We start from the raw sequence: 25,635 nt of genomic DNA, 5'->3' as shown, positions 1-25,635 counted from the left end.
CGCCCTGGTCTCATGGGGGCGGTGGTGGCACCCTTTCGATCCCCTCGACGACCAGGTGATGCCGCCACATGGCCACCGCTTCCGATTCCCAGTTCGGCACCAGGGCGGGGCCGAAAGCGGCCTGCAGCAGCCCGCCGACGGCCTGGGCTACTTCGTCGTCGGGGTGCTCGTGCGTGGCACGCTCCAGCGCGACACTCGCGAGGGCTCCGTTGCCGCCACGCCACGCGGTCACCGCAAGCAGCACGAGAGGTGCTGCTGACAGCGACGCGTCCAGTCGGCGAACCACCTCGGCCCAGATCGCGATCTCGTCTTGACACCCGGTGTTGCCTCGCCAGGCCATGAATCGGCCTTGCTTGTGAGTGAGCAGGACAGCCAGGCGTGCCACGTCGACGTCACGCAGTCGATCGCCTCGGTGATAGTGCGTCAGGGCGCTACCGATGGCGTTGACCCATGCCACGGCGATGCGCAGGCCGCGTAGCCAGTGTTGAGGTGCCGCCGTCGCTGGTGGCGGCAGCGTCGCCCAGGCTTCCTCGATGGCGCGGGGAATCGACTGATGCTGCTGCACGGTGGCTACCAGCGCTTCGCGGTTTGGCTGGATGACCGTGCCAGCCACGACGGCGGCCACCTCTGCGGCGCTGCTGCCGAGCTGGACGGGTTTGCCTTCGAGAGGACAGCAGTCCGGCAAGGTGCAGAGGTACGACCAGTACAGGCCGTCGGTGACGCGCACCGCTTCGAGAATGCGAGTCCCGCTTGGTTCCAGCGCCGCGATGAGCCCCTCAACAGCCGGGGTCACATCGGTTGCGGGGCCGTAGCCGGCCACCATGGCAGCGTCAGCGCCCTGCCGGGCAAGGCAATTCAGCAACTCGTCTGGTGAGGTGTCCAGCGCACCTCGGACGGCGTACTCCAGGTTGTACCTGCGCACACCTACCGCCACGATGCTGTGATCGGGGTGGAATCCCAGCATGAGCGGCACCGCATCGACAAGGTCGGCCGCCGTTCGCACGGTGAGGCGGGGCGTCGCGTCCACTGCTATTACCCCTCGTCTCCACCACTGCTCTTGGCAGGCGCTGGCCTTCGCCACATCGGCCACAGCGACGGGCCGTCCGGCAGCCGGATCTCGCCGGTCACTTCGTAGCCGTGGCGCAGGTAGAGGTCGCGGTTGCGTTCGTTGCTGGCTTCCAGGTATGCCGCGTGCTGCAGCTCGTCGAGGTGGGCGTGGTGGTGGCCCAGCATCCACGTCCCTTGACCCAGGCCCTGGCGGCCCGGGTGAACCGCAAGGAAGGCAAGGTACTCGTGTTTCAGCCTCGGGTGCGCCGCGGCCATAGCCCGATCGAGCTGTGCGAAGCGCTCCAGGTGAGGGCCAGCCACCAGGGCCAGCCAGCTGTCGTAGTTGGCGGGGTGTCCGTCGAGAGCCTGGGGCGGGTACCACAGGGCTGCGCACGTCAGCTCCTCGTTGACCTCGATCGTCCCGCGCCGCAACGCGTCGTCAGTCCACATCGTGAAGTAGTTGCGGTAGGTCTTCAGGCGCTCCTCGGGGTCACCTGGGACCAGCCAATCGGCGACCGGGCCGTGCAGGAATGCCTGAGCGAGCAGCTCCGCGACCGCACGCAGGTCATTCGGGGTAGCGCGGCGGATGCTTCGATTGGGCAGCACCACCGCTTGGTCCCAGCGGGCTCCGTCGCGGTTCATGCCCGACCCCCTGCGTGCGCCGGGGTCGGCCGGCCTGCGGCGACCGGCTGAGCAAGGTTGGCACCGCGACCGATCGAGGCGTAGACGTCGGGGTTGAACGCACGCAGCGCCAGCGCCCACACAACCCCGAGGACGGCGGTGATCAGGTACGCGGCCGGGATCCACCAGCGGAGCGGGTCCGTTGGGGCGACCCCGAGCAGGATGTCGAACTCCTTGATGGTGGTGTAGAGGACCCAGCCGAGCACAAGAGTCGCCAGCGCCGGAGCCCCGAACACCCGATACGGGCTTTCACCGCGCGCATCGCGGGTGAAGTACGCGACCACCGCGGCGGAGGTGAGCACCATCAGGATCAGTACCCCCAGCCCACCGATCACGGTCACCCAAAAAAATAGGTGTACGTACGGGTCAGCACCGGCCACGGCGTAGCCGACGAAAAGGGCCAGCGCCAGGATGCTCTGGGCGAGCGACCCAACCCAGGGAGCACTGTTGCGCCGGCTGGTGCGACCGAACGCGGCGGGCAGCACCCGCTCTCGGCCGAGGGCGAACGCGTACCGGGCGACGGTGTTGTGGAACGCCAGGAGCGCGGCGAACAACGAGGTGATGAACAGCAACTCGCCGAGGGTGATGATGGTGTTGCCCACGTACGGACTGGCCAGGTTGAAGATGAGCTGAGTGCCGTCGCTGGTGGCCCGCTCGACGATGCGGTCCGGTCCGGTGGCGACCGACATCGCCCAGGCCGCGCCCCCGTAGAGCAGACCGATGACGCCGACCGCGATGAACGTCGCGCGGGCCACCGTGCGTCTCGGGTCCTTGGTTTCCTCGGAGAACACGACGGTCGACTCGAACCCGACGTAACCGGTGATCGCGGTGACCAGTGTCGCGCCGATGCCTGTTGCCCACAGCAGTGACGGGTTGAGGGTGGCGAAGGTGAGATTCCCGTCGGCGGGGTGACCGATCATGACCGCGCCGAAGAGTGCGGCGACGGCGCACTCGGCCACGAGCAGGACGGCCAGCACCCGGCCGTTAAGGTCGACGCGGAGCTGACCGAAGATCGAGACCAGTAGCCAGCCGACCAGCGCGCAGGGCAGCCAGTGCACGTTCAGCCCGGCATGGGTGTCGAGGAACTGGGCCAGCACGACGGCGAACCCTCCGTAGAGGCCGATCTGCATCGCGTTGTAGGCCATGAGGGCAATGAACGCTGCGCCGGTGCCGGCGGGTCGGCCGAGCCCTTGGGCGATGTAGGCGTAGAAGGCACCCGCGCCGAGGACGTGGCGGCTCATGGCGACGAAGCCGACGGCGAAGATCGCCAGGATGACGGCTACAAAAATGTAGGCGATGGGCATGCTGATCTGACCGGTGATGGCCCACCCGGCGGTGGCACCGCCAGCGATGACGGTCAGCGGCGCGGCGGCGGCCATCACGAAGAAGACCACCGACAGGACGCCGAGCTTGTTGCGCGCGAGGGTGTTCGCGACGTTGCTCACCCGGGCTGGAGAGCGTGGAGCCGTGATCATCAAGCAACTCCTGTTTGCGTGAGAGATAGGGTTACCGGTGGTGCGGTTTCAGGCGCGGTAGCTCAATACCGCTGCACCGATGGACAGGCGTACCTGATCCACCACTGCGCGCATCGGCCGCCATAGCTGCGGCAGTTGGCGACGCAGATAGGCCAGCTCGTCCTTGTTGGCGGTTCGCAGAACGACGCCGGTGAGTCCGGTGGCGTCGGAGAGGCTCGCCAGGACCAGCGCTTCGAAGTCCATCGGCATGCTGTGCCGGATGTAATGCGCAAGCATCACCCACGGCGCGGCGGCGCGGGTCGAGCTGGTAGGGACGTACTGGATGCCATCACGTCGGAGGAAGCGCCGTGTTGCTTCACGCTTCAGCTCCCCGGACTGCATCAAGCGCTCCGCGACCTGGTCGTAGGCATGAACGCTCACAAAGGCGAGCCAGGTGGACAGGTCGTGGACCTCGGGCTCGCGGGCGATGCTCTGGAAGACCATGTGCGCCGTCGCGTCCTGCGGTGGTGTCGGTCTTGGAGTGACGGTGAGATGCCCGCCTTCAACCCAGATCTTCTGCTCGACGAGCAGTTCTCCGAGCAGCGCAGCCGCCAGTCCGAGCGCGATCGTGTGTTCCGCCAGTAGCGGCCGGCCACTTGTGTCGTCGTGGGTCAAGCGGAAGAAATCGTCGGCGATCACCTCAGGGCCTTTTCTACTCGAGCGGGACGGACGGGCAGGAATCGACAGCATGAGCACGAGGTGTGTCGGGGACGGACTGGTCCGCCAGCCGCGCTCCTTGCGCTCGCGTCGGCTGCGTTTTCCGGACGCACCGTTCACTCATGTCGAGCCTCAGCCGTCGCAGAGACGGTTCGGCGGGGTCGCGCCGGGATGCTTCACCGAGGACCGCCTTTGCCTGCTTGTCCTCGGCCGCACCGCGGCGAACATCGGGCACAAGTCCCATAGGGCTGAAGGGCTGATCAGCGCTGGGCAGGAACCATTTGCGGCGTCCCATTGGCGAGCCTCCAAGAGCGGGTCGACCAGGCAATGCGCGTGCGACCCGGTAGCTGAGCGCGGGGCCTTCCCGGCCCACGAGGACGTTGAACCGAGGTCGGCAGCCGACCGGTGGGTTAGCCATCGCGCTCCGCTGCGGGTTTCTGGGCGCGTACCAGTAGGCAACAGGTAGCGTCGCCGTCCGGGGTGAGGATGGAGTCAACGTGCCGGTGGTGCAGCCCGGCTGCGTTCACTGCGGCTTTCCAACCCTCCAGACCGGATAGCCAGCGGGCGACGGGTACATGGCTCCCATCAGCCAGTCGCATCAGGGCGCGTCGCGGTCCGAGCCAGGTCGGGTCAGGTACGGAGAACAGCAGTCGGCCTCCGGGGCGGAGTTGTTGTGCAATCAGCGGCAGTAGCTGCTCGGGCGGGCAGAGACCGATCGCCCCGAAGATCGAGAAGCAGATGTCAAGAGGGCGGGTGCGGGTGAGGAAGACACGCGCGTCGCCGCAGCGGAACCGGATCGGCAGATGTCCCCACCGGATGCGTGCCCGACTGATCTGCGTGGGCGCGAGGTCGACTCCGATGCAGTGGGCGCCGCGCGCCGCGAGGGGGGCGAGGTTGTCACCGTTGCCGCAGCCGAGTTCGGCGACGGTCAGGCCGTTTACGTCGCCGAATAGCTCGGTGCTGGGGCCGTGGCCGGGATACTGCGTCCATTCGACCCGCCCGGGTGCCATAGGCTGGTCGTGCGGTAGCGCGAGTCGCGCCTCGCGGTCCCAAGCCTGCCGGTTGACGGTGGTGGAGATGCTGGCGCGCATCGGTTAAGACCGGGTGACGTCGAGGCAGGACTGAACGTTGCGCATCTTCTTGCCCAGGTTGATAAGGCTGCGGGCAGCGGCCTTGAAGTCTTTGGAAGCAGCGCGCATGGCGGCCAAGTTCGCTGCGTCGGCATGGGGGTTGGCCTTGACCCAGCGGTCAATGGCGCGGGCGACGTGTTCAGCGAGTTCAGCTTCCTTGGTCATCACGCTGCGGAAGTGGCCGGCAGATTCGGTCCAGTTCCACGGGTGGGGCTCGTGACCTGTGCCGGCGGTGTCGAGCTGGTAGTTCGTGTATTTCAGCGAGGTGCTGATGCCGTCGAGCATGTCTCGGACCGTCACAACCCGGCCGCTGGTGTCTCTGGCTACCGTCACTGCCACTCCTCAAGGTTCCCGGGGTGGCCGTGCGCGGCGCGGGGGATGCCGCGCACGGCCACCGGTTCGGATTGTGGTGGCCCGCGCGGGCAGGATGAAGCGGCAGGAGACCCCGCGCGACCACCGGTTCTGTCAGCTCAGCGGGGCTAGGGTGCGCTCGATCCAGGGCACGCGCATGTCGGCCAGCTCGCGGCGCATCGTTTCGACGTCGGTGCCGAAGGGCACGACGCAGCCGCCGGACATGTTGGGAGCGCCCTGGCAGGCGTGGACCAGCCTGCCGCCGAGAGCCGCGTGCGCGAGGATGCTCTCGCGCCGCCGCGACTCGTTGAACCAGGTGCCGTGATACAGCTCGTCGAGCACTTCAGCGGTCGCCTTGTCCAGATCGTAGACGACCCGGGCGGCGGCGCACAGCATCCAGGCCGGGGACACGTTGCTGATGTGCCCGTCCAGCTCGACTCGGTTCAGCGCCATCAGGGTGCCGCATTCACGCAGCATCCGCAGAGTCCCGTCCGGCACAAAGTCGAGGCCGGGATCCTGCAGGTGCTCCTCGCGAAACATGTAGGCGTACACGTCGTGCGCGGTGCGCAGCACCTGCGCCGGGTCGCTGGTGGAGTAGCCGTGCTCCTTGACGAAGTCCAGCACGAGCTGCTCGATCGTCAGGTCCTCGCTCTCCACCGCCGGCAGCAGCTCGTCGCGGACCCCCTGCCAGTCGCACAGCAGCCAGCTCGGGTTCTCGTAGCGGAAGAAAAATTCCTCCGGCCTGATGGTCAGCGTCGATCCGTCGATGGTGATGCCGGGGATGCGCTCCCAGGTCTTGGTGAACGGCGTGGGCAGGTCGACCTTGATAAGGTCTGCGGTGGCTACCGTCATCGCGGTAATTCCTCTCCAGAGGGGGATGTGATCCGTTTGCGGTGGTTAGGCGGTCCTGCGGAGCTAGCCGGCTAGCAGGGCCGCCGCCATGAACGGCGTTGTCGAACAGCCGTGGCTCACCTCCTTCTCCGGTGCGGCTCGTATCCGGTCACCGACGCGCCCACCTGGCTGACGGCGTTCCCAAGACCATCGCAGGTCGGCCGATCACGTGACACCTCGATGACGGGCCGTACATGCACAAATCTGTGGGTGGCCCTGACCAGCAGTCATGTGTCTAGGGCAGCGGATACCCATCAGGATGGGTAGGGTGTTCGACGCCATCAGCGTCGATCGCTACGCGCCGCTTCTGTACGCCGTTGGGAGGCAGATTGGGATCCAACGCATCCCCGCACCAGCGTCTTACTCCCCAGGCACGGGGCCGAGAGCTTGCTCGACTTGGCAAGCAATTGTGGCGGGAGTTGGGCTCTGTCAAGTCCGTCGCTGGGGAGCTGATGAGTCGGAACCCCGACGTTCCCAGCATCCAGGCGTTCCGCTATGCGGCCGGACTTTCGCAGGATCAAGCCGCCGTACGCTATAACGAGGTCGCCGGACACCAGACCAGCCTGGGGGGGACGACGATCAACGCCTGGGAGACTTGGGCGCGAACGCGTGGTTCGGGGTCCCCGCCACCCTTCTCTAGCCTTCTTATTCTTGCCACTGCATACAGCAGGGGGCCTCTCGGAGTCGCTAAAGAAAACATATCGCCTAGCGACCTCGTTGCGGAGGCTTATGAACGACTGGCACCGGAAGACCAGATCGCACTAAAGGCAGTTTCGGCGAGGAACAGCGGTTGGAACGAGGGACCGAGGAGTCCTGCTGCAATCGGCACAACAACAACGTCCGTGTTGGCAGGCTCGAACATCATTGGGCCCGACTTTAACCTGACTGTACCAACCGTCGACTTCGGAAACCCTGAAATTTGTGTCTTCACGTTACCGAATCTACGTCCTGGCAACCTCCTCGACCTCACCTGGGAAACGTTCGGTTTCGGTATAGAGCGGATCATTCGACAGATCAAGAACTTAGGTGGGCGGCTCGACGTAGACATCTGCTTCGGCGTAAACGAGGCAGGGCTGGTCATGGCCACATTTCTTGCGTCAGCCCAGTTTTCCCGTTGCGCAATTGGATATCTGCGCTGCAACAGGGTGCGAAACGAAATCACCCTCGCTTCCAATTCGTTCTATCCCGACTCGGGCGCGGCGCCGACAATTCTGATTTGTGATTTCGAGGTCAAACACGCCGACGTCGTCGGCTACCTAGCGCAGGAGATCAGGCTTCGATACCCCAACGCATTGCTTTACTTTGCCGTCTTTGGAGCGATGACTAAAGGTTCGGATCTTGAGGTGGCCAGCTTCGACGACCTGACCGGGGCTCAGATCATGCGAGCGGCAGACTTTTCGGCTGTTTTCATAGCCGCAACAATGAGCCCACCCGGCATTGAGCCACCACTCGAATTACGATAGCGACGCAGGAGACACAATGGACTACAAGGATCAACTGCCAGACCTCGCTCGGCTAACCGCAGAAGTCGTGGATGCCGTCATGCTTGAGATCAGACCTAAGCTGCTCGAAGCGGCTTTCAGCGGAAAGGTCGGAGAGAGCGAGAACCTACGACACTCGGACAACTTTCTGTCGGTACATGATATGTGGATGCACGAGCGGTACCGCGAGCTGATGAGTCGACACCTGAAGTCATTTGTCTACGCCTCCGAAGAAGCCGAGCCGGAAATTGTGGGCACTGAATCAGACCCAGACTTGTGTGTTCTCGTTGATCCACTCGATACAAGCGAACTGGCAGTACGGGGACTCCTAGGCTACACGCATGTCATGATTTACTCGCGCACGCTCGCGCGACCGATCGTGTCCGTAGTGGGCGACATATTCCATCACGTCCGGTTGTACGTAGCCGCTCGATACGACGACGGGGAGGATCGCGCCTTCGCCTTTACGGAAAGTGGCTCGGGGCACGCGCTGCGACGACGTGAGCCGAAGCGCCTCTCGGAATCTCTGCTCACCAATTTCCTCATGCGTCCGACTGAACGGCTTATGCCTCTCAGCCGCCAGCAGCGACTCATGGATGCTCTCGATCGCCCTGACCAAGATGGTAGAAGCCGAGGCAGAATTGGCGTCGACTTCGGTTCGGTGAGCCTTTGTCATGTTGCGGCGGGCTTCACCGAGGGCGTGCTTGAGTTCGCAAAAGGCTTTGCTATTTGGGATCTCGCTCCGGGCCACTATATCCTCCATGCCGCAGGCGGAACAGTGTTAGACCTCGAAGCGCAACCTATTTCGCTTGACTACGAACTCACGGCGCTGTCGGATATCGTGACCGCGATGGACCGACGGCAGAAGTTTGTCGCCGCTGGAAGCCGCACCCTAGCTGAAGAGATCGTTCAGTATCTAGAGGTTTGAAAAAGTCGGCTAACCCCAACCGTACTCGGTTAGTTCCTCACCTTGAAGCCCCAGCACTTCAGCATCGCCTACTTCGCGACGAGAGGGGGCAATGCCAGTAGAGTTAGGAACCGACGGCAACTGCTAGGAACCAACCGGCTAAGAGAGCGGGCCCAGGGGTTGCAGCGCCTCTCGGTGTTGCAAAATTCGCTGCAACGCGGCGAAAACGCTATGGAGATTCAGGCCAGCAAAAATGCCGAGTGCTGCAACCTCTAGGCCCAGCCAGCCTATGGCGCCCACAAGCCAACCGGCTACGAGAGCTGGGCCTCCACGCCCGCCGAAGCCGCGGACACCCTCGTCTGGCTTGCCACGCTGCCACCAGACGGCCCGGCCGGGGGGCTCTTCTCCCAGCGACGCCCACTCGCCTGGTAGCGGTATCGCCGGCAGGCGGGGCGGGCACCGAGCTGCCTCTGCGTGATCAACAGATGACGTGAACGAGATCTTCATGTTTGACTGTGTGCATGCAGGCGGGGGAAGCGCGGCTGTCGATCGATTGTGGTGACGCCAGCACCGTGGCTGTTCTTGCCTGGGCTGACGGCGGCGCGTCTGTCCTCTCGTTTGACGGGTTGCCGTATCTGCCCAGCGCTGTGTACGTGGGCCCCGACGGGGAGGTACGGACAGGGCATCGGGCGTGGCAGGCCTCCGTAGAGCAGCCGAGCAGTTTCATTCCGAGCCCTCGCCGCGCCGTCGACGACAACGTCATGGTCGACAAGACGCCGGTGGAGGCACTCGCGCTGGCGGCGGCGCCGCTGCGCACGGTCGCGGCCGAGGCCGAGCGGGTTGCTGGTGGGCCGGTGCGGGATGTGCGGCTGGTGGTGCCGGCAGGTTGGGGGCCGCGACGCCGTACGTGGATGAGGCAGGCGGCGCATCGGGCGGGTCTTGCGCAGCCGCGTCTCGTCGAGGCCCCGGTAGCCGTTGGCGACCATTTGCTGACGACCGGCCTGCAACTGCCGGTCGGGGCGTTCATCGTCGTCTGCGACGTCGGCGCGGGCGCGGAGGTGACGGTGCTTCGCCGGGGCCCGGCTGGGTTCGAGGTCCTCTCGACCCTCGCTGACCCTGCCGCCGGCGGCACCGCCGTCGACCTGGCCTTGACTGCCGCTCTGACAGGCGGCCGGGACGCGACCGGCGACGGCATGGGCGATTGGGCGACAACGCAGAGCGTCCGCGCTGCGAAGGAGACGTTGGGCGCGCACCCTGCCGTCACGGTGCCGCTCGCCGGGCAGGCACCGGTCATCGCGAACAGCGCCATGCTCGTCGAAGCCGCTCTGCCGGTAATTCGACGCGTGGCGGAGCTGGTCGGGGAGACCATCGCCGCCGCCGAACTCTCCCCCAGCGACCTGGTGGGGATCTATTGCGTCGGCGGCAGTGCCCATTTGCCGCAGTTGGACACGGTCGTAGCGGAGCACACAGGGATCGCCGCCACGGTTGTTCCCGAGCCTCAGCTCGTGGCGGCCCGGGGTGCCGCGGACGCTCGTGCCTCGAACCCCGGGATGGCGGTCGCGGTGGAGATGCCGGTGCCGCCGGTGCGACGGGCGGTGGCGATCGCGGTGCCCGGCTTCGCGTCGCTCGCCCTGATCTGGCAATGCCTGCTGACTGCCGACGAGCACAACGTGATGAACGTATACCGCTCGGTGCAGTTGAACTGGGGTGAGTTCGCGATGGCCGCCGTGTTCGCCCTGCTGGCATGCCTCGCCGCCGGCACCGTTCTCGGTTCCCTGATCGCCGCGCGCAACCCGACGCCGAGTACCCGAACCGAGGGCGGGAAGGTCAGTATCGGCATCCTCGCCGCAGTCAGCCTCGGCGCGGCCATCGCCGGCCTCTACGCGGTCGTCACCAGCCAGTACTTCGGCGAACCCGTAGGCCCCTTCCTGAAATGGGCCCTGTGGCCGATCGCCCCGATCGTGGTGATGGCCGTGGCGATGGCGGTGGTCGCCGCCCGACAATGGCGTGCCCCACACGGCGGCTGGTCGGCGCTGCTGGCCGCCCCGACCGGATCGATCGTCACCGCCGGGCTCGGCATGGGGATGATCCAATACTCGCTGACGGCCGACAGGTGGCCCGACCGGCTGTTGTTAATCGACATCGCCGGGCGCGTCGGTGGACTCCTCCTCGGCGTCGGGCTGGTCATGGCGCTAGTGACTCCGGTGATGTTCCGTCTCATCCTCAGTGCCCCCGTCGCGGTGATCAGCGCCGCGATCGTCAGCAAGCAGGCCGCCGGCATTCTCGGCGTCAGCTATGCCGTGGCCGTGGCGATGTGGTGGGCGGCCCGCTTGTGGACCCGTGTCGTTCGCCCTGCCGCCACGAGCCTCGTCGGTGGGCAGGGATCTGTGGGTGCCGGCCCGTCGGGTGGGGGTGGGTGAGGTGCGGTGGCCGCGCCAGCTGATGTCGCTGCTGGTCGTCCTCGCGCTCCTGGCCGGCCCGCCGATGGTGCTGCTACTCCTGATCGGCCCACCCGTACGGAGGTGGCCGAGCAGCGAGCAGGTACAGGCGTGGGTTCAGCAACCACTGACCGAGCAGACCCTCACCGCCGCCTTGACGATCGGCGCGTGGCTACTGTGGCTGCTGCTCGCCTACACCGTCGCCGTACGGGTCTTAACCCGTCTACGCACGACCGTGGGATGGCTGCGCCGGCTTCCGCTACCGACGCCGCTGCAAGCGACCGCCAGCGGGATGGCCGGAGCCGCAGTCTTCGGCGTCGCCACCAACGCGGTCACCGTCGCCCCGCCGCAGCCGTCGCCTCCGCTTGCAGCAGGGATGTCCGAGGATTCCGACAGAGTTAGCCCCATTCGAGGCGACACAGCGGCGAGCGATGACGGGATTCACCTGGCTGGCGGCTGGCTGCCTGACGAGGTTGCCGGGCAGGTCGCTGCCTCCGCATCCCTCGTCTGGCTGCGCCGCCGCCGCGACTACCGGCCCCGCCCACCCGGCCCGAACCGACCCGAGGAACTCGACGCCGTAGGACTGCCTCCCACCGTCGCGGCCGTGCAGGCAGCCTTCGCCGACGCTCCCGCCCCGTCGATTGCACCGGAGTCGTCGGCCAGCTTCGCCGCCCTCGTAGGTGCCCTCCCGGTCAGCGGTCTGGGCATCAGCGGAGCAGGCACGCTATCGATCGGCCGAGGACTGCTGATCACCGCCCTGCTGGCCGGGCACCACCTCCGCACCCCAACGCTGATCACCACCAGGGCAACACTGACCAGCCTCCTGGGCGGCGACGCGCAGACGCTCAACCGGCGACTACCACAGCTCACTACCGTGGACACCATCCGCGACGTTACGCGGCTCGTCGATCCCACCACCTCACCGAGAATCGTCCTCCTGCTGAAGGAGGAGTGCGACGGCTACGACATCAGCCACCTCGCTGATATGACGGCCATGACCGCTGGGCGGGTAGTCGTTCTGGGAGGATGGCCGGCGGGCCCGACCTGGCAAGCCGCAGCGACAGGCCACCTGCACGACCCCTTGCGCCCCGACGAACCTGGACCTCGACTCTGTGTGCTGGACCAGGTGGCGGCGACTGACCTACTCGCCGTTATCGTCCACCCCGACCCGACACCGCCCTCAGCGGCTCCGGGCCCACTCCTGCCGCACGTGGTGCCACCGAAGACCCGCCTACCGCGGCAGACGACCCGAGACGAGCCCCGCAGCCGGCCCGATGCATCCTCTCGGCGGTTTCACCTACGCGTCTTAGGCGAGCCGACCCTGCTGATCGGTGGCGAACCCGTCACCATCCGCCGCAGCGCCGCCCTCCAGATCCTCGTCTTCCTCGCCACCAACCACCCCACCGGCGCTACCACCTCACAGCTGGCCAATGCCATCTGGCCGGGTGTCCCCCGCCGCTCCCTCACCGGACGCCTCTACACCACCCTCAGCGAACTCCGCACGGTCATCCGGGACGCCAGCGGGATGCACGCCATCGAACACACCGACGACCGCTATCGCCTCAACCCGGCACACCTCAACGTCGACCTGTGGCAACTGCAAGCCGCCATTCACCACGCCGCCAGCACCGTCACCAACACCACCGCTGCCTGGCAAGCCATCCTCGACGCCTACCCCGCTGACCTCGCCGCCGGACGCACCTGGCCATGGCTCGACCCCATCCGCGAAACGACCCGCCGGCATGTCATCGACACCTGCGCCGCCCTCGCCGACGCCGAACTCGACCCCCAGCGGGGCCTCGCCCTGTTGCAGACGGGCCTGCGCATCGACCCATACAACGCAGACCTACACGCCCGCGCCCGCAGCGCGCTCACCGCTCACGGTGACCACGAAGCGGCCACCGAACTGCAGGGCCGCTACCTGCACCTCCTGTCGAAGGCAGGACTCGACGACGATGCCCCCGATCGCCTCCCGCGCAGGGCCAGCAACGCAGCCGGCGTCAGCCGGCAATAGCCCGACTCACCCAGCCTGAACCGGCCTCGGTCCGTCTGCTCGCGTACCCTCCGCGCGCTCGGCAACTAATCGCGGCGTGGATGACGAGCCTGACGACGCATCCGGCCAGCGGCGGCCTGTTGTGATGCCGCCGCTGGCCAACGTTGCGGTCAGGAGCTGCAGGTGTTCAGCATGGCCTGTAGCGCGGACTTTTCCGACGACTGCAGTCTCAGGCCCCAGTTGTACTTCACGGTGATCCACATCTTGCTGTACGTGCATCGGTACGACGACAGGGACGGCTGCCAGGTGGACGGGTCCTGGTCACCCTTGGACTGGTTGACGTTGTCCGTCACCGCGATCAACTGCGGGCGGCTCAGGTCGTTGGCGAAGCTCTGCCGACGGCTGGTCGTCCAGGAGTTGGCGCCGGAGCGCCACGCCTCCGCGAGGGGCACGACGTGGTCGATGTCAACGTCGGAGGCCGCCGACCAGGTCGCTCCGTCGTACGGGCTGTACCAACGGCCTGAGGTGGCCACGCAGGCGCTGTCGACGACGACGGAGGTGCCGTCGCGCTTGAGGACCTGCTCCCGGGTGTTGCAGCTGCCGCTAATGGTGATCCAGTGCGGGAACAGGTCCCGGGAGTAGCCGCTAGTCGAGCCTTCTGAGGCCACGGTCAGCGCGTTGAGCTGCGATTGCGCTGTCGCCTTCGATGGGATGCCCGGGGGCGTGGCGGACGCCGGCTGCGCGCTGACGCCCAAGAGGCCAGCGCTCGCGACGACTACGGCGGTGGTGGCAACCGTGACGGCATGTACAGCGCGGTGGGAGCGGGCAGAGAGTCGTATCCGCATAGCGGCCTCCTCGACATCGGGTAGACGGCAATCGTCTACAGCGATCATGTCCATCGAAGAGCGTGTTTGTGAAGAGAGGAGGAAGCGGCAACGAATCCGCATCGTCACCTCACTCCCCCACGTTGCGAGGCGTGGAGGAACGGCAAGGCCGTGACCTGCGGGTGTAAGGCCGTGTAAGGCCGTGTGAGGTGCTGTTAGCACCGGCATCGGTATCAGCAGCTCATCCAGCTCCTACGGTCAGTTCACCGACCCTTGCTCACCTCGGGAGGGAGACACGCCATGGCGAGACGAACCTCAGCAATGCTCGTACGCGCCGGTACCTTCGTGCTCGCGCTGGCACCGCCGGTGCTGCTCTACCGGGCCGGCTGGATCAGCCCCGGGATGGTGTCGGCGGACCAGTTGCGCGTGTGGCTGAGCCAGCCACTGAGCGCCGATTTCCTCGCCTTGCTGGGGCAACTCGGGGCCTGGCTGCTGTGGCTGCTCCTTGCCGTGGCCATCGCGGAACACACCCACCAATACCTCGCCGATCGCCGGCGGTGGCACGTCGTGCTGCACTTACCCCGGCCACTGCAAACGCTCACGGCGGTTCTGCTAGGCAGCACTGCCGTCACCACGGTGGCCGCGTTGCCCGCTGCCGCCGGCAGCACCACCGCGATGGACGCCGAGCCGTCACCAGACGCCCCATCGTCGGTAGACGAGGGGCGACCTATTCCCGAGGCCCTGGATGCCCCGCCGGCTCCCGCATCACGGTTGCCGCACGGGGAAACTCTGGGAACGCTGCCGGCCCTGACCGTCTCCGTCCGATCCGCCGCGCCGCCGACCCTTCGCCAGGTTGCGGGTGCCAACGTGGCTCGTTCCACCCCGGGTGGGACGTGCCGAGTCGTCGCCGCAGACACCCTGTGGGATCTCGCCGCGAAGCATCTCGGTGACCCAAAACGCTGGCATGAGATCTACGCACTCAACCGGGGGCACAAACAGGCCAACGGCTACGCCCTCGCCGACCCCGACGAAATCCATATCGGGTGGACACTCGCGCTTCCCGCCCGTGAAACCACACCAGCACCTGCCCCACCTGACCCCACCCCCGGCGGCCCTGACGTCACGACACCCGGGGCAACCGACACCGCGCCCACCGCGCCGCAGGCACCACCCGCCAGCGCCATACCGGCCCCCGACGATAAGACAACGAGTACGCCGAGGCCGCCCACCCCCGCGCCGGCCACGGCGACCGTCCCTGCCGACGGTGCGGCGTCCGCCTCCGAATCGCCGCCCGATCAACCAGGCGACGAGGCTGGGGGCGCACTACCAACGCGGGGCTGGATCAGCCTCGGCTTGGCCGCCGCTATCGCCGTCGTGGCCGCGCTGCTCCGTCTCCACCGCCGCCGCCACGCCCGGCTGATCTTTCCGGCACCTCTTAGCCCTGGGTCGCAGCCCACCCTGACACCGCCGTCTCTCACTTACATCGAGACCATCGGCAGCCGCGACCTCAGCACCGCTGTTGGTGACCACCGCCGTGCCAACCCCGCCGTACGAGCTCCGGTCGGCGTCGACCTTGAAGGCAACGAGGTGAGCCTGTTCCACCTGCCCGGTCCCGGTCTCGCCCTGACGGGAGCCGACGCCATCCCGGCAGCGTGCGCCGTCCTCGCCGCTGTCCTGACCACCGGCGTCACCGACAGCGCCACCGCCCGCCCGGTAGTCGTCACCACGGCAGACCTACTCGCCCGACTTCTCCCCCCGGGTGCCCCGCTAATGGGGCTGGACCCCGACGGCACCGCCTACGACGGCGACCAACTCATCGTCCTCGCCGACACCGCCGCAGCCATCGCTCACGCCGAGGAAGAGATGATCGGCCGACGGCGGCTGCTGGACACCTTCAACACCACCACCATCGCGAATCTCAACGCCCGCACCGACCACGCCGAGACGCAACCGCCGTACCTGCTGCTCATCGAGTCCACCCGCCGGCACGCCGCCCGCCTCCAGGCCGTCGCCACCCACCGCGCAGCCCTGGACCTGCACCCAGTCATCCTGGGCCACCAGAACGGCATCCCCACCGTCGAAGTCATTGCCGGAGGCATCGTCACCAGCGAGACGGCATGTCCGCTGGCCCGGCTGTCCACCCTCAGCGCGGACCACCTCGCCGCCGTACTCGCCATGCTCACCACCGTCCAAGCACGCCCCGAACCCGGCACCGACATCGACGACCCACCAACCGAGACCCAGCCGGCCACGACGCCCACCAAGGCAACCGAGCCAGCACCTGCCCAGAGCGACGGCACAGCGGCCCTCGTTCGGCTCAGGGTGCTCGGCCGCGTCACCGTCACGACCGACACCGGCCCGGTGACCACCGGAATGCGAAAAGGCTCCTACACGGTGCTCGCCGTGCTCGCCGCCCACCCGACCGGCCGCACCCTCGACCAGCTCGCCACCGACTTACACCCCGACATCGACCCGACCACCGCCGTCAAGCGCGTCCGCACCGACATCACCTCCGCCCGGCGGATCTTACGCACCGCGACCGGCCACGACGAGCCGATGTTCGTCACCTTCGACCCTGCCGCCAGCCGATACCTGCTGGATCCTCAGACGGTCGCGGTGGATCTCTGGCAGATGCTCACCGCAATCCACCAGGCCGCCAACACCGCCGAGACCGACGCCGAGAGGCTAGCCGCGCTGCGCCAGGCGACCGACTTATATGCAGGTGACTTCGCCGAAGGCCACGACCACCACTGGGTCATCGACTACGCCGCCAGCTACCGCCATCAGATCCTCACCGCCTACGCGCGCATCGCCGAGATCCTCGAAACTGACCACCCCGACGAGGCAGTTGCCGCCTTGGAACGCGCCGCCGACCTCGACCCGATCAACGAGGAGCTGTACCAGCGGATCATGCGGATCCACGGCCGGCAGCAACGACCCGACGCCGTGCGGCGAACCCTCCGCCGCCTGGAGAAACACCTCGCCGACCTCGCCGACGCCGAACCGTCGCAGGCAACCCGCCGCGTCGCCGAACGACAACTCACTCCCACCGCATCGGCCATCGGAGGGTCACGATGAACGGGATGCGGCTCCAGCGTATGCAATGGGCCGTGCGGGCGACGCTAACCCTCGGCGTGGCCGCCTCGGTCACCGCGAACATCCTGCACGCACAAACGAACCCGATCTCCCAGGCCATCGCAGCATGGCCGCCCCTGGCTCTGCTGATCACCGTCGAGCTAGTCACCCGCGTACCCGTGCACCGACGGGCACTCGGTGTCCTCCGGGTCATCGCCGCCTCGGCGATCGCCGGCATTGCCGCTTGGATCAGCTATCACCACATGGTCGGAGTCGTCGCTCAGTATGGCGAGACGGGCAGCGTGCCGTACCTCTTGCCACTGTCGGTGGACGGGTTAATCATCGTCGCCTCGGTATCTCTCGTCGAACTCGCCGCCCGCCGCCGCGAACTCGAACGTCAACCACAGTCGGGACCGACCGAGGCACCGCTCACGCCACACCCGACCGACCATCCGGCACCGGCACCGGCGAAGCCAGTGCCGAGTGATGCCGTGGCGGCCGTTCCCCTGCCCGAGCGCATGTCCGTCGAGATCGACGCCGGCACGTCACACCCCGACGAGATTTCCGACGACTCCCGGTCCGACGGCAGCGAGGGCGACCATGACCCCGACAACGATCCGCACGATGAGGATGACCCCGACAACGCTGACCGAGACCTCGCCCCGGACTTGGTGCCGCTGCTGCCCGCCGCCCGCGCTGCCCGCGCAGAACTGACCCGCGAAGGCCACACCGTCAGTCGCGATGCCCTCGCCCGGCGGCTACGCCGTAACGGCCATTCCATTCGCAACAGCGGAGTGTCCGCGCTGCTCGCCGCGCTGCGTCGCGAGGAACGCCCGGTCAACGGCTCCCGAACGACCACGTCGGTCTAGCGCGCCGACATCGGCTCACCACGCACGACCACACCCGCGAGGAGGCCGCGCGTGAACGGATTCATTAGCCAGGCCGTTGACGGCGTCCGGCCCGCCAGAATCGCTCCTGACGGGCCGGTCGAGGCGCTACGCCGAGCAGCGGCCGGCTAGCTCCAGCACTCCCAGGAGGAGGCTGGATGCTGCCACGATCAGCCCCGCCCGTTCGAGCCAGGCGGGGCCTCTGCCCCGCTCTCGGCGCACCCGCCTTCCCTTCCCCTTCGTTACCGACATTGCCTGTGCCTTCTCCCATCTGAGGCAGAGGCCGGGGCGGTGCCCGCTGTCATCGGTGCACCGCCCCTTACGGCCTCGCGCCAGGTGACTACCTGGCGCGGACGATCAACGGAGCAGACGCGAAAGCTCAACGGACAGCGGGTGCGATGTGTTTCGCTTGCATGTAGACGCACGGTATGCATTGCTGTCGCCGAGCCGACAGCGCTAGGCGGGCAAGCGGCGGGCAAGATGCCTGGGTGAAGCTCAATCGCATGGCATGGCTGTTCATCGCCACCGCCGCCCTGTTCGCGTTTGCTGTGGTGCTGTGCATCGCTGCGTGGGCAGTCGCTAACGCCCCAGAGAGCGGCCCCGAGCGGCCTAAGGTCACCGACTGGATGCAGGCGTGGGGCAGCATCGCCGGGGTGTTCGCCGGCCTGGCTGCCGCCGGGGCTGCCACGGCATTGTTGCTACACGAGCGGGGAGAAGCGCGGCAAGCCCGAGCCGAGCTAGCGTCCGAGCGAGCGGAAGCAGCCCTAATTGCTCCACGGGCGGTGATCGTGACCGCAGCCCGGTTCGGCACAGTGAACGGCAAGATCCATAACGCCGCTTGCACCGTCCACAACTACGGATCGGGACTCATTCGTTGGGCGAACGCCCACATCCAGTTGCCCGGCGGTCAAGTGCTCATCCTTCCCCCTGCGGAGCTGATACCGCCCGGACAGCACCAGATCTTCTCGGAGAGCTACCAGACACCCATCGAGGTCTCGGCGGAGTCTTGGTCCCCGGAGGGCGGCTTGGCGCCCGTCACGCTTCGCTTCATCGACAGTGCCGGCCAGCGCTGGGAGAAGACGGACGATGGGCAGCCGCAGCGGGGATGGTCACCCTAAGGATCGCCGTCGATTTCACGCAGAGACGTCGTTGCGCCCCAGGTCGCGGCCACCGGCAGGCTTGATCGCTCGACCGAGGTCGGCGTGGATGGATCCGGATGCCCAACCGGGACACCCTGTCACACCCTGTCAGGAGGAACTGACCATGACCGACCAGCCACTCGCGCCTCGCACCGTAGAGGTTGATGTCGATGTGTTCGACGTGCTGGAGCGCACCGCCGTCAGCCGAGACACCGACATCAACGGTGCGCTGCGCTACCTGATCGAGGTTCCGACGCCTCGGACTGCCCCTGCCGACGTCGAAGACTGAGCAGCTTGTACGACAGGTGCCGCCGAGTCGGGTCAGCCCGGCCTCGGCGGCACCTGTCGTACTCAGGCCGTTTGCCCGGAAGAGGTACCGCTTGCTGCGTACGCGGCGGCAAGCAGCAGCCGCTGCGCCGTGCGCTCAGTGATGCCGAGCTTGTGTGCCAGCGCGACACCGAGGCCACGCCGGTCACGCCCGGCGCGGTCCGCCTCGGCCAAAAGCGCGATAGCGGCGGGAAGCCGAGGGTCGTCGGCGTACGGGTGCGGTTTGCGGGGACCGGTGGTGCCGGGGGTGCGGCCGGTGGACTGACGGCCCGTGCGCGCGTCGGCTACGGCCCACACGGTGCGCCGGAACCACCGTCGGCGCAGTCGCCCGTCTGGTAACACCTCGACGCGGTCGGGGTGGTCGAGCAGGGTGTGGGGCAGGTTGCGGTACGAGCCGTAGCCGAGGACCCTCGCCGCGGTGCCCGAGCCAATGAGGTCGTCGGAGTCGCCGCGGCGGTCGACCCTCGTCAGCTCGGCGCGCTTCGCGACCTGGTGCGCGGCGCGGAATGCCTCGATGTCGTCGAGCCAGAACCACTCCCGCCCGTCGTGCTGGAAGCCTTCGGGGAAGCCGAACCGGGCGCGGTGGCGGTGCCAGTGGTTGACCGTGGAGTACGCCGCGCCGAGGTGCGCGGCGACGCCGGCCCGATCGAGGGCGGTCCGTCCGTCGATCACGTGTCGTGCCACACCGTTCATCCTCCCCTGAGTAGCTCCAGGCGGCGCCGAAGGTCGAGGTGGGTCTGTTCTTCGCCGTAGGATCGGCGGCACGCCCGGCCTGGGTGAAGGCGGCTGTTTGGTCCGCTGGTCAGCCCGGAACGGGCGAGGTGGCCGGCGGGGTTGCGCACACCCTCGGGTGTGCCCGCCGGCCACCGTCCCGCCCCGGTCTACACGTGCGGGCGTAGCAGCCGCCACGCCACCTGCGCCATCCGGTCGATTCGCAGCGCGGCCAGTTTCACCCGTGTGGCGGGTTTCAGCGCGTCGTAGACGGTCAGGATCGCGGCGGCGGTGGTCATGTCCACCATCACCCCGTCGATCTTGCGGCAGTTGCCGCGCGTGACCTCGCGCAGCACCTCGATGACGCGGGGATCACCTGCGGTGGCGTCGTCGGGTAGCGCGTCGAACTCGACCAGTCCTTCGCAGTCTGGGCAGGTGACGAGGTGCGGGTCGTCGGTGATGCGGGTCAGCGGTCCGTCGTCGGCTGCGCATACCGCGCCGAGGCGGCGTCGGGCCTTCGCGTGGGTGAGCGCCGGCCGCTGGTGCAGTGAGGTGTCGGTCATGAGGTCGTCTCCGTGCCTGGCCACATGCCGAGAGGATGGCCGGGAACGATGCGGCCTCGTCCGGGTGCGAGGGTGTCGAATACCTCGGAGTAGGTGGCGTGCAGCTCCCCGCGAACGCGTACGAGGTGTTTGCCTCGGGTGAGTTTGGCGGGCAGTGCGTCGACCACGCGGCGGATCAGCCCGTAGAGGTCGCGGGCCTCGATGAGGTCGGCGCAGCCGTGGCAAGCGGGCCACCGTTCACCCCACGCCTGAGTGACAGCGTGCTCGGTGTCGGTGCGGCGTGACCGGGCCGCTGCGTGCCGAGACCGGTAGTCGCTGACGCTGATGACTCGCGCGGTGACGCGTCGGTGCTCGCTGAATTGGTTGGCGCATCGGTAGATCCAGGCCGCGTCGGGCGCGGAGCAGAAGTCGCACTCGATGATCGGGTTCGGGATCTCGGTGACGGGTGCAGGCTCGGGGTCGTGGTCGCCGTTGTCGCTTCGTTTGTTGGCGTGCTGGTACGTCACCATGCCGAAGTCGTTGATGTGGATGCTGACGCCTCGTCGGCAGCGCCGGCAGTACGGCGACTCCAAAAGTGGCGGCGAGGTGTAGCCGAGCGCACTCGGCCCGAAAGGTTCCCCGGGTTGGTCGGGTTGCGGAAGCTGCGGCATCACTGATTGCCCCCACCCTGGTTGCGGGTGTTCGGCGAGCCGGTCTCGGCGACGCCAGCGGTGCCGGACGGGTTGAGGGTTAGCCCGAGGCGTAGCCGGCTGAGGTCGACCAGTCGCCGGATCAGGCTCGCGGTTCCGACGCTGAGGTCGGGGTCGTAGTCGTGGGCGAGGCGGCAGGCGTTGCGCAGGGCCACACACGCGGTGGTGAAGGCGGCCTCCAGGGCGGCCTGGTCGTCGGCGCGGGTGCACCTGACGACGTGATCGGCCGGGAAGCTGCGCTCGATGCCGCCGGGAAAGCGCAGCGTGTAGCGGCGTGCGTGGGTGGTGTGCGGCGTGGAGTAAGTGACGTCGGTGACGGTGCCGAGGCGGTGCTCGGTGGCGTCGGCGGGGGTGATGACGCGGGCGGTGTCGCCGCATTCCATGGAGCGGTACATCGGTGCTCCGTTCAGAGGCCGGGGTGGGAGGGGTTGGTGGTGTGGTCGGTCTCGCCGTAGCCGTTGATCTCGAAGGCGATGAGCCGGTCGTCGGTCTCGGTGGTGTCGGCGTGCAGGTAGAGGTCGTCGGCGCGCCGTCGGATGCCGATCGAGACGCCGTGCACGTCGAGGACGACGTAGGCGGTGCGGTCGCCGGGCTCGCCGGGGTAGACCCGCAGGTTGAGCCGGGTCAGCACTTCGACGCAGACAGGGTCGACCGCGCCGAGCAGAGCGAGCGCCTCCGCGAGCTGCTGACCGTCGAGGGTGCGCTGGCCGTCGCCGATACCGTCGGTGTTTTCGGAGGGGTCGATCGAGGTCGTCATGCCAGCTTCCCGTTCTCGCCGCTCGCCTCGGGCTCCGCGGTGGAGTAGGAGGTGGGTGGGAAGGTGGCGATGGTCTCGCCCAGGACGCCACCGCCGAGTTGATCGGTCAGGGCCGCGAGACCGATGAGGGCGGTGCCGAGGGCGACGGCTTGCGTCGGAGTGCAGCGCACGCGGACGCGGGAGCCGTCGCCGGTGCGGGCGCGGACCTCGACGTGGCGCCGCCGCCACAGTGCGGCGGGCTGCTCGGTGTCCGGCTCGGCGATGACAGTTCCGCTCAGGGCCTCGCCCAGCGAGGCGCGGAGGAACTCGCGCCGGCGCATGGCAACCGCGTCGTAGCGTGTTGCCGTGTTCGTGAGGACGGTGCGCTCGTCGCCGGTGGCGCTGGCCGCGAGGGCGCGGGCGCGTTCGGCTTTGCCGGTCGCCTCCGCGAATTCGACGGCGACGGTGAACAGGTGTTCAGGTCTCATGGGTGCTCCGCAATGATGTCGAGGGGACGCCGGGGCGTGCCGCACGGCCCGGGGTGCGACCGTGGCCGCGCGGCACATCACGGGCGGTCAGGGATGGGCGGGCGGCGACCCGGCGGCGGCGTTCGGGGTGGCCGGTGCACCGGCGATCCCGTCCGCGTCGAACGGCGGTGCGGCCTTGACGTGGGGTAGGCCGGCGTCGAGTTTCTGGCCGCTGCGGTCGAGGCTCAGTGCCCCGTACGCGGTCAGGTGCGCGCCGACAGCGAGGGCCTGCGCGCCGGTGAGCAGCACGACGAGTCGGCGGCCTTCCGTGCTGTAGGCGTGCAGCTCGACGTGGCCGTTGGTCAGCGGCCGGACCGGCAGGAACCGCTCGACCGTCGCCCCGCCGGGTGCAGTCGCCCAGATCGCTGAGCAGAGTGCGTTCCACTGCTCGTTGACGAGGGCTTCCCAGTGCTCGGCGCGGGCGATCAAGTGGGCGTGTTCGGCTTCGCTGGTCGAGTGTTCGGCCATCGCGCGGGCGACCTCGGCCGCCGCGTGGTGAGCGCTCACCCGGTTGGCCAGTCCGATCAGGGATGCGGCGGTGGGCTCCGGCGCGAGCATGGGCTCGGCGGTGGGCGGGGGGACGGGCGCGGTACCGGTGGCGGGGTGCTTGCCGGTACCGGGGCCGGGCGTGGTGGCCCGGCCCCCGTGCCGGGCCACGTCAGACCGCCAGCAGCTCGAACGCGCGGGCCTTGAGATCCGCACCGGCACCGGTCAGCGCCCGCGTGGCGCGGGCGAGGTCGGTCTTGGCGGGGGCGAAGTGGTCCACGTACTCGGTGATCGCCTGGTAGCCGGCCCACCGGGTGCCCTTGATCGCCTTCTGCGTGTCCGCGTCCCGGATCAGGTACCGCAACGCGGCCGTGCGCTGCTTCGCGTTGTTCTTCGCGGTGTCCGAGGTGTCGTCGGCCACGGGCCATACCTGCGCGATGATCTTCTCGAACTCGCCCATGGTCAGCGACTCGTTGATCATCTTTTCGGCTTCGGTCTCGAAGTCGCCGAACGCCTTCCACATCAGGCCGAGGGCCTGCCGCGCCTCGGCGATCTTGCTGGTGACGTTCGAGGTGTGCCGGAACGTGTACGAGCTGACCGACCGGGCGAAAGCCAGATTCTGCGTGTTCTTACAGACGATCCGCACGGGCGTCGCATCAAGGCGCAGGGCGGCGGTGCCGTCGTGGGAGGTGGTGGCCGCGAGGTAGAGGTCCATGTCGTCCACCCCGGCGATCTGCATCGCGGTGGGTAGCTTCATGGTGACGAACACCGAGCGTCCCTTGCGCATCGAGCCGGCGGTCTCGAAGTGCGCGCCGGAGGCGTCGACCAGGAGGTTGAGCGTCTCGGCGACCTGCTCGTTCTGGACCACGCTGTAGTCCTCGCCGACCACGCCGAGGTACTCGGTCTCACCCGTGACCGGGTTGGTCCGGACGGTCATGTACTTGTCGGTGCAGTCGACCTTCGTCACGCCGCGCTCGGTGACCTCGATGCCCTGAAGGGCGATCTTGCGGACCTCCCAACCGCCGAGCCACGCCTTACTCATAACCTGCTCGGCGGTCATGCACTCGTCGGCCACAGTGCCGAGCTGATGCCAGGCGGTGACCCGCGCGGAGGCGAAGGCCGTCTGACCGTTCGCGAGAGTTTCCAGTTCGTGTGCCACGGTGGCACCCCTTCCGGGTTTGGTGGATTCGGTCTGGCGTCGCGGCCGGGGGGTTGCGTCCCCCGGGTCGCGCCGTCAACAGCAATGGTTCCTACCCTCCACAGGTCGATCAAGACGATCGGGTGGAGTCGATGAAGGTTTCTGCGGCGAATCTGACGCCCACCGCCGGGCGTGGCCTACCGGGTGTCGGCGACTGGGTGTAGCAGCCCGTCGGGGCCGTACGCGTACGCGCGAACGGTTTTGAATGGGGCCGGTAGGTAGACGGTGAACCCGTGTTCGGGGATGAACCGCGTTCGGTAGGTGCGGGTGATGCCCATCAGGTGCCGGTCGGGTTTGTCGCCGTGTGACCCCGGCGGGATGATGCCCGCTCCGGGCCGGTCGGCGCGGGCGCGGCGGTGCCGACCGAGCGCGATGTGTGGGCACAGTGACAGTGCGGCGGTCATGCAGTCGGGGTGTCCCGGCGGGTCGGCGTAGCGCATCAGCTCGGCCGCCCGAGGGCTGCCGAGGAACGCCACCCAGTAGCCCATGGGCTCGCCGCAGAGTGAGCAGCGGCGCTCGATGGCGAGGCGGGTCGAGGTGGTGGTGTTGATCGTGGTGAAGTCCACGTGTGACCCGTCGCCGGTCGGGTTGCGGTGGATGTTGACCGGTGGGATGGGTAGGCCGCGCCGCGCGTCGTGGGGACGTGCGGCCAGCGCGGGCGGTAGGTCTGGCCTATTGCCGGGCGGGTGCGTCATGACTGGCTGCTCACGGGGCCGGGGCGGCTGTCCCTGATGACGAGGTCCGGGTTGACCGCGCGCACGACACGGGCCACCTCGTCCCACCCGGCCGCGTTGAACACGTACACCTCGTATGGCACCTGCGCGACCCGCAACATGGTCAGGACGTCACCGGCGCTGTGCGCGTCGTCGAAGACGATCAGGATGTCAGCGCCGAAGATCGCATACACCCGGCCGTGATCGGGCGGCGAGGACAGCGAGGCGGCACATCGGAGTGCGGCGAGCCACCGGCCGATGAGGTCGGCCGGATCACCGTCCGAGGTGTCGGTGTCGTAGCCCTCACCGTCGAGCCACGCGAGGTGATCGGTGACGGTCCAATCAGGGTGAGCGAGCCACGTCTGCCGGACGGCTTGCCACAGCGTCAGCCGGGCCGGCGCGCCCACCGGGTCGGCCGGTTGCGACCCGTTCGGGCCGGGCACCGGGCACAGCGGCGTGCCGTCGGTATGGGACGCGCCGGGACACGCGGCGAACCCGTTCAGGGGCCAGTCACGCGGCGGCACCAGCCGCGCCGGTTCCTTGCATTCCGGGCAGCGCAGCGACCCCGGGCCGGGCGTGGTCGGTTCGTGGTCGGGGTGATCGTGCGGGGTGGTCATGGGTTGTCCCTTCCGGTTGGGGGTGGGCGTGCGGGTACCGGGGCCGGGCGTGG

At 67.9% G+C, this 25,635-nt stretch carries 26 protein-coding genes and 1 pseudogene; 9 read left to right on the top strand and 18 right to left on the bottom strand.

Annotated features, from left to right (window positions below):
* Nucleotides 1-10: 10 nt before the first annotated feature.
* The 7 genes from ACWER9_RS10400 to ACWER9_RS10370 all read right to left on the bottom strand — a co-directional run bounded on the left by ACWER9_RS10400 (nt 11) and on the right by ACWER9_RS10370 (nt 6,232).
* Complete coding sequence (locus ACWER9_RS10400; protein WP_452301542.1) at nt 11-1,027, bottom strand: DUF4192 domain-containing protein; 1,017 nt, start codon at nt 1,025-1,027, stop codon at nt 11-13.
* Nucleotides 1,028-1,032: 5 nt separating this feature from the next.
* The gene (locus ACWER9_RS10395; RefSeq protein ID WP_452301541.1) at nt 1,033-1,689 is read right to left on the bottom strand and encodes a GNAT family N-acetyltransferase; all 657 of its coding nucleotides are present in this window, start codon (nt 1,687-1,689) and stop codon (nt 1,033-1,035) included.
* Nucleotides 1,686-3,206, bottom strand: a complete 1,521-nt coding sequence (locus tag ACWER9_RS10390) for an APC family permease (RefSeq protein WP_452301540.1) — start codon at nt 3,204-3,206, stop codon at nt 1,686-1,688. The genes ACWER9_RS10395 and ACWER9_RS10390 overlap by 4 nt, the downstream gene beginning before the upstream one ends.
* A gap of 45 nt (nt 3,207-3,251) precedes the next feature.
* Nucleotides 3,252-3,881 (bottom strand): GOLPH3/VPS74 family protein, encoded by a 630-nt coding sequence (locus ACWER9_RS10385; protein ID WP_452301539.1) that lies wholly within the window; start codon nt 3,879-3,881, stop codon nt 3,252-3,254.
* 428 nt (nt 3,882-4,309) lie between these two features.
* Nucleotides 4,310-4,990, bottom strand: a complete 681-nt coding sequence (locus ACWER9_RS10380) for a class I SAM-dependent methyltransferase (RefSeq protein WP_452301538.1) — start codon at nt 4,988-4,990, stop codon at nt 4,310-4,312.
* A 3-nt stretch (nt 4,991-4,993) separates the two neighbouring features.
* Complete coding sequence (locus tag ACWER9_RS10375) at nt 4,994-5,314, bottom strand: hypothetical protein (RefSeq protein ID WP_452301537.1); 321 nt, start codon at nt 5,312-5,314, stop codon at nt 4,994-4,996.
* Nucleotides 5,315-5,494: 180 nt separating this feature from the next.
* Complete coding sequence (locus ACWER9_RS10370; protein WP_452301536.1) at nt 5,495-6,232, bottom strand: hypothetical protein; 738 nt, start codon at nt 6,230-6,232, stop codon at nt 5,495-5,497.
* A gap of 491 nt (nt 6,233-6,723) precedes the next feature.
* On the opposite strand from ACWER9_RS10370, the gene ACWER9_RS10365 reads away from it, so the two are divergent.
* The 5 genes and pseudogenes from ACWER9_RS10365 (at nt 6,724) to ACWER9_RS10345 (ending at nt 13,111) form a co-directional block, all read left to right on the top strand.
* Entirely contained in the window at nt 6,724-7,734 is a 1,011-nt protein-coding gene (locus ACWER9_RS10365) for a hypothetical protein (RefSeq protein WP_452301535.1), read from the top strand.
* Nucleotides 7,735-7,750: 16 nt separating this feature from the next.
* Entirely contained in the window at nt 7,751-8,680 is a 930-nt protein-coding gene (locus ACWER9_RS10360) for an inositol monophosphatase family protein (protein ID WP_452301534.1), read from the top strand.
* 309 nt (nt 8,681-8,989) lie between these two features.
* Nucleotides 8,990-9,091 (top strand): annotated as a pseudogene (locus tag ACWER9_RS10355) (short-chain dehydrogenase); the annotation flags it as partial.
* Nucleotides 9,092-9,180: 89 nt separating this feature from the next.
* Nucleotides 9,181-11,079 (top strand): Hsp70 family protein, encoded by a 1,899-nt coding sequence (locus ACWER9_RS10350; RefSeq protein WP_452301533.1) that lies wholly within the window; start codon nt 9,181-9,183, stop codon nt 11,077-11,079.
* On the top strand, nt 11,033-13,111 hold the full coding sequence (locus tag ACWER9_RS10345; protein WP_452301532.1) for an AfsR/SARP family transcriptional regulator: 2,079 nt from the start codon (nt 11,033-11,035) through the stop codon (nt 13,109-13,111). Before ACWER9_RS10350 ends, ACWER9_RS10345 begins: the two co-directional genes overlap by 47 nt.
* A gap of 149 nt (nt 13,112-13,260) precedes the next feature.
* Here the strand turns inward: ACWER9_RS10345 and ACWER9_RS10340 are convergent, their stop codons facing one another.
* The gene (locus tag ACWER9_RS10340) at nt 13,261-13,935 is read right to left on the bottom strand and encodes a GmrSD restriction endonuclease domain-containing protein (protein WP_452301569.1); all 675 of its coding nucleotides are present in this window, start codon (nt 13,933-13,935) and stop codon (nt 13,261-13,263) included.
* A 279-nt stretch (nt 13,936-14,214) separates the two neighbouring features.
* Here ACWER9_RS10340 and ACWER9_RS10335 point away from each other — a divergent pair, with 279 nt between their 5' ends.
* The 4 genes from ACWER9_RS10335 to ACWER9_RS10320 all read left to right on the top strand — a co-directional run bounded on the left by ACWER9_RS10335 (nt 14,215) and on the right by ACWER9_RS10320 (nt 19,304).
* Entirely contained in the window at nt 14,215-16,992 is a 2,778-nt protein-coding gene (locus ACWER9_RS10335; protein ID WP_452301531.1) for a BTAD domain-containing putative transcriptional regulator, read from the top strand.
* Complete coding sequence (locus tag ACWER9_RS10330) at nt 16,989-17,858, top strand: DUF2637 domain-containing protein (protein WP_452301530.1); 870 nt, start codon at nt 16,989-16,991, stop codon at nt 17,856-17,858. The genes ACWER9_RS10335 and ACWER9_RS10330 overlap by 4 nt, the downstream gene beginning before the upstream one ends.
* Before the next feature lie 506 nt (nt 17,859-18,364).
* Nucleotides 18,365-18,994, top strand: a complete 630-nt coding sequence (locus ACWER9_RS10325) for a hypothetical protein (RefSeq protein WP_452301529.1) — start codon at nt 18,365-18,367, stop codon at nt 18,992-18,994.
* 145 nt (nt 18,995-19,139) lie between these two features.
* On the top strand, nt 19,140-19,304 hold the full coding sequence (locus tag ACWER9_RS10320) for a hypothetical protein (RefSeq protein WP_452301528.1): 165 nt from the start codon (nt 19,140-19,142) through the stop codon (nt 19,302-19,304).
* A gap of 62 nt (nt 19,305-19,366) precedes the next feature.
* Here the strand turns inward: ACWER9_RS10320 and ACWER9_RS10315 are convergent, their stop codons facing one another.
* The 10 genes from ACWER9_RS10315 to ACWER9_RS10270 all read right to left on the bottom strand — a co-directional run bounded on the left by ACWER9_RS10315 (nt 19,367) and on the right by ACWER9_RS10270 (nt 25,582).
* The gene (locus tag ACWER9_RS10315; RefSeq protein ID WP_452301527.1) at nt 19,367-20,035 is read right to left on the bottom strand and encodes a hypothetical protein; all 669 of its coding nucleotides are present in this window, start codon (nt 20,033-20,035) and stop codon (nt 19,367-19,369) included.
* A 188-nt stretch (nt 20,036-20,223) separates the two neighbouring features.
* Entirely contained in the window at nt 20,224-20,616 is a 393-nt protein-coding gene (locus ACWER9_RS10310; protein WP_452301526.1) for a hypothetical protein, read from the bottom strand.
* Nucleotides 20,613-21,266, bottom strand: coding sequence for a hypothetical protein (locus tag ACWER9_RS10305; protein ID WP_452301525.1), 654 nt, complete (start codon nt 21,264-21,266; stop codon nt 20,613-20,615). The genes ACWER9_RS10310 and ACWER9_RS10305 overlap by 4 nt, the downstream gene beginning before the upstream one ends.
* Nucleotides 21,266-21,700, bottom strand: a complete 435-nt coding sequence (locus tag ACWER9_RS10300; RefSeq protein ID WP_452301524.1) for a hypothetical protein — start codon at nt 21,698-21,700, stop codon at nt 21,266-21,268. Before ACWER9_RS10300 ends, ACWER9_RS10305 begins: the two co-directional genes overlap by 1 nt.
* A gap of 11 nt (nt 21,701-21,711) precedes the next feature.
* Nucleotides 21,712-22,062 carry a hypothetical protein gene (locus tag ACWER9_RS10295; RefSeq protein WP_452301523.1) on the bottom strand — a complete coding sequence of 117 codons (351 nt, stop codon included), beginning with the start codon at nt 22,060-22,062 and terminating at the stop codon, nt 21,712-21,714.
* Nucleotides 22,059-22,529 (bottom strand): hypothetical protein, encoded by a 471-nt coding sequence (locus ACWER9_RS10290; protein WP_452301522.1) that lies wholly within the window; start codon nt 22,527-22,529, stop codon nt 22,059-22,061. Before ACWER9_RS10290 ends, ACWER9_RS10295 begins: the two co-directional genes overlap by 4 nt.
* An 87-nt stretch (nt 22,530-22,616) precedes the next feature.
* The gene (locus ACWER9_RS10285) at nt 22,617-23,126 is read right to left on the bottom strand and encodes a hypothetical protein (RefSeq protein ID WP_452301521.1); all 510 of its coding nucleotides are present in this window, start codon (nt 23,124-23,126) and stop codon (nt 22,617-22,619) included.
* 100 nt (nt 23,127-23,226) lie between these two features.
* Nucleotides 23,227-24,213, bottom strand: coding sequence for a DUF932 domain-containing protein (locus ACWER9_RS10280; RefSeq protein ID WP_452301520.1), 987 nt, complete (start codon nt 24,211-24,213; stop codon nt 23,227-23,229).
* Between the two features lie 176 nt (nt 24,214-24,389).
* Nucleotides 24,390-24,947 (bottom strand): hypothetical protein, encoded by a 558-nt coding sequence (locus ACWER9_RS10275; protein WP_452301519.1) that lies wholly within the window; start codon nt 24,945-24,947, stop codon nt 24,390-24,392.
* Nucleotides 24,944-25,582 carry a hypothetical protein gene (locus ACWER9_RS10270; RefSeq protein ID WP_452301518.1) on the bottom strand — a complete coding sequence of 213 codons (639 nt, stop codon included), beginning with the start codon at nt 25,580-25,582 and terminating at the stop codon, nt 24,944-24,946. The genes ACWER9_RS10275 and ACWER9_RS10270 overlap by 4 nt, the downstream gene beginning before the upstream one ends.
* Nucleotides 25,583-25,635 lie beyond the last annotated feature (53 nt).

The sequence above is a fragment of the Micromonospora sp. NPDC003944 genome (assembly GCF_053605225.1).
The sequence above is the reverse complement of the archived record's forward strand: the minus strand, read 5'-3'. Positions and strand labels throughout refer to the sequence as shown.

Excerpts from the sequence above, each read along its gene's own strand:
- ACWER9_RS10395 (WP_452301541.1), bottom strand. The coding sequence starts at position 1,689 with ATGAACCGCGACGGAGCCCGCTGGGACCAAGCGGTGGTGCTGCCCAAT.
- ACWER9_RS10380 (WP_452301538.1), bottom strand. The coding sequence starts at position 4,990 with ATGCGCGCCAGCATCTCCACCACCGTCAACCGGCAGGCTTGGGACCGC.
- ACWER9_RS10375 (WP_452301537.1), bottom strand. The coding sequence starts at position 5,314 with ATGCTCGACGGCATCAGCACCTCGCTGAAATACACGAACTACCAGCTC.
- ACWER9_RS10370 (WP_452301536.1), bottom strand. The coding sequence starts at position 6,232 with ATGACGGTAGCCACCGCAGACCTTATCAAGGTCGACCTGCCCACGCCG.
- ACWER9_RS10365 (WP_452301535.1), top strand. The coding sequence starts at position 6,724 with ATGAGTCGGAACCCCGACGTTCCCAGCATCCAGGCGTTCCGCTATGCG.
- ACWER9_RS10360 (WP_452301534.1), top strand. The coding sequence starts at position 7,751 with ATGGACTACAAGGATCAACTGCCAGACCTCGCTCGGCTAACCGCAGAA.
- ACWER9_RS10350 (WP_452301533.1), top strand. The coding sequence starts at position 9,181 with ATGCAGGCGGGGGAAGCGCGGCTGTCGATCGATTGTGGTGACGCCAGC.
- ACWER9_RS10340 (WP_452301569.1), bottom strand. The coding sequence starts at position 13,935 with ATGCGGATACGACTCTCTGCCCGCTCCCACCGCGCTGTACATGCCGTC.
- ACWER9_RS10335 (WP_452301531.1), top strand. The coding sequence starts at position 14,215 with ATGGCGAGACGAACCTCAGCAATGCTCGTACGCGCCGGTACCTTCGTG.
- ACWER9_RS10330 (WP_452301530.1), top strand. The coding sequence starts at position 16,989 with ATGAACGGGATGCGGCTCCAGCGTATGCAATGGGCCGTGCGGGCGACG.
- ACWER9_RS10320 (WP_452301528.1), top strand. The coding sequence starts at position 19,140 with ATGACCGACCAGCCACTCGCGCCTCGCACCGTAGAGGTTGATGTCGAT.
- ACWER9_RS10315 (WP_452301527.1), bottom strand. The coding sequence starts at position 20,035 with ATGAACGGTGTGGCACGACACGTGATCGACGGACGGACCGCCCTCGAT.
- ACWER9_RS10310 (WP_452301526.1), bottom strand. The coding sequence starts at position 20,616 with ATGACCGACACCTCACTGCACCAGCGGCCGGCGCTCACCCACGCGAAG.
- ACWER9_RS10305 (WP_452301525.1), bottom strand. The coding sequence starts at position 21,266 with ATGCCGCAGCTTCCGCAACCCGACCAACCCGGGGAACCTTTCGGGCCG.
- ACWER9_RS10300 (WP_452301524.1), bottom strand. The coding sequence starts at position 21,700 with ATGTACCGCTCCATGGAATGCGGCGACACCGCCCGCGTCATCACCCCC.
- ACWER9_RS10295 (WP_452301523.1), bottom strand. The coding sequence starts at position 22,062 with ATGACGACCTCGATCGACCCCTCCGAAAACACCGACGGTATCGGCGAC.
- ACWER9_RS10290 (WP_452301522.1), bottom strand. The coding sequence starts at position 22,529 with ATGAGACCTGAACACCTGTTCACCGTCGCCGTCGAATTCGCGGAGGCG.
- ACWER9_RS10285 (WP_452301521.1), bottom strand. The coding sequence starts at position 23,126 with ATGCTCGCGCCGGAGCCCACCGCCGCATCCCTGATCGGACTGGCCAAC.
- ACWER9_RS10275 (WP_452301519.1), bottom strand. The coding sequence starts at position 24,947 with ATGACGCACCCGCCCGGCAATAGGCCAGACCTACCGCCCGCGCTGGCC.
- ACWER9_RS10270 (WP_452301518.1), bottom strand. The coding sequence starts at position 25,582 with ATGACCACCCCGCACGATCACCCCGACCACGAACCGACCACGCCCGGC.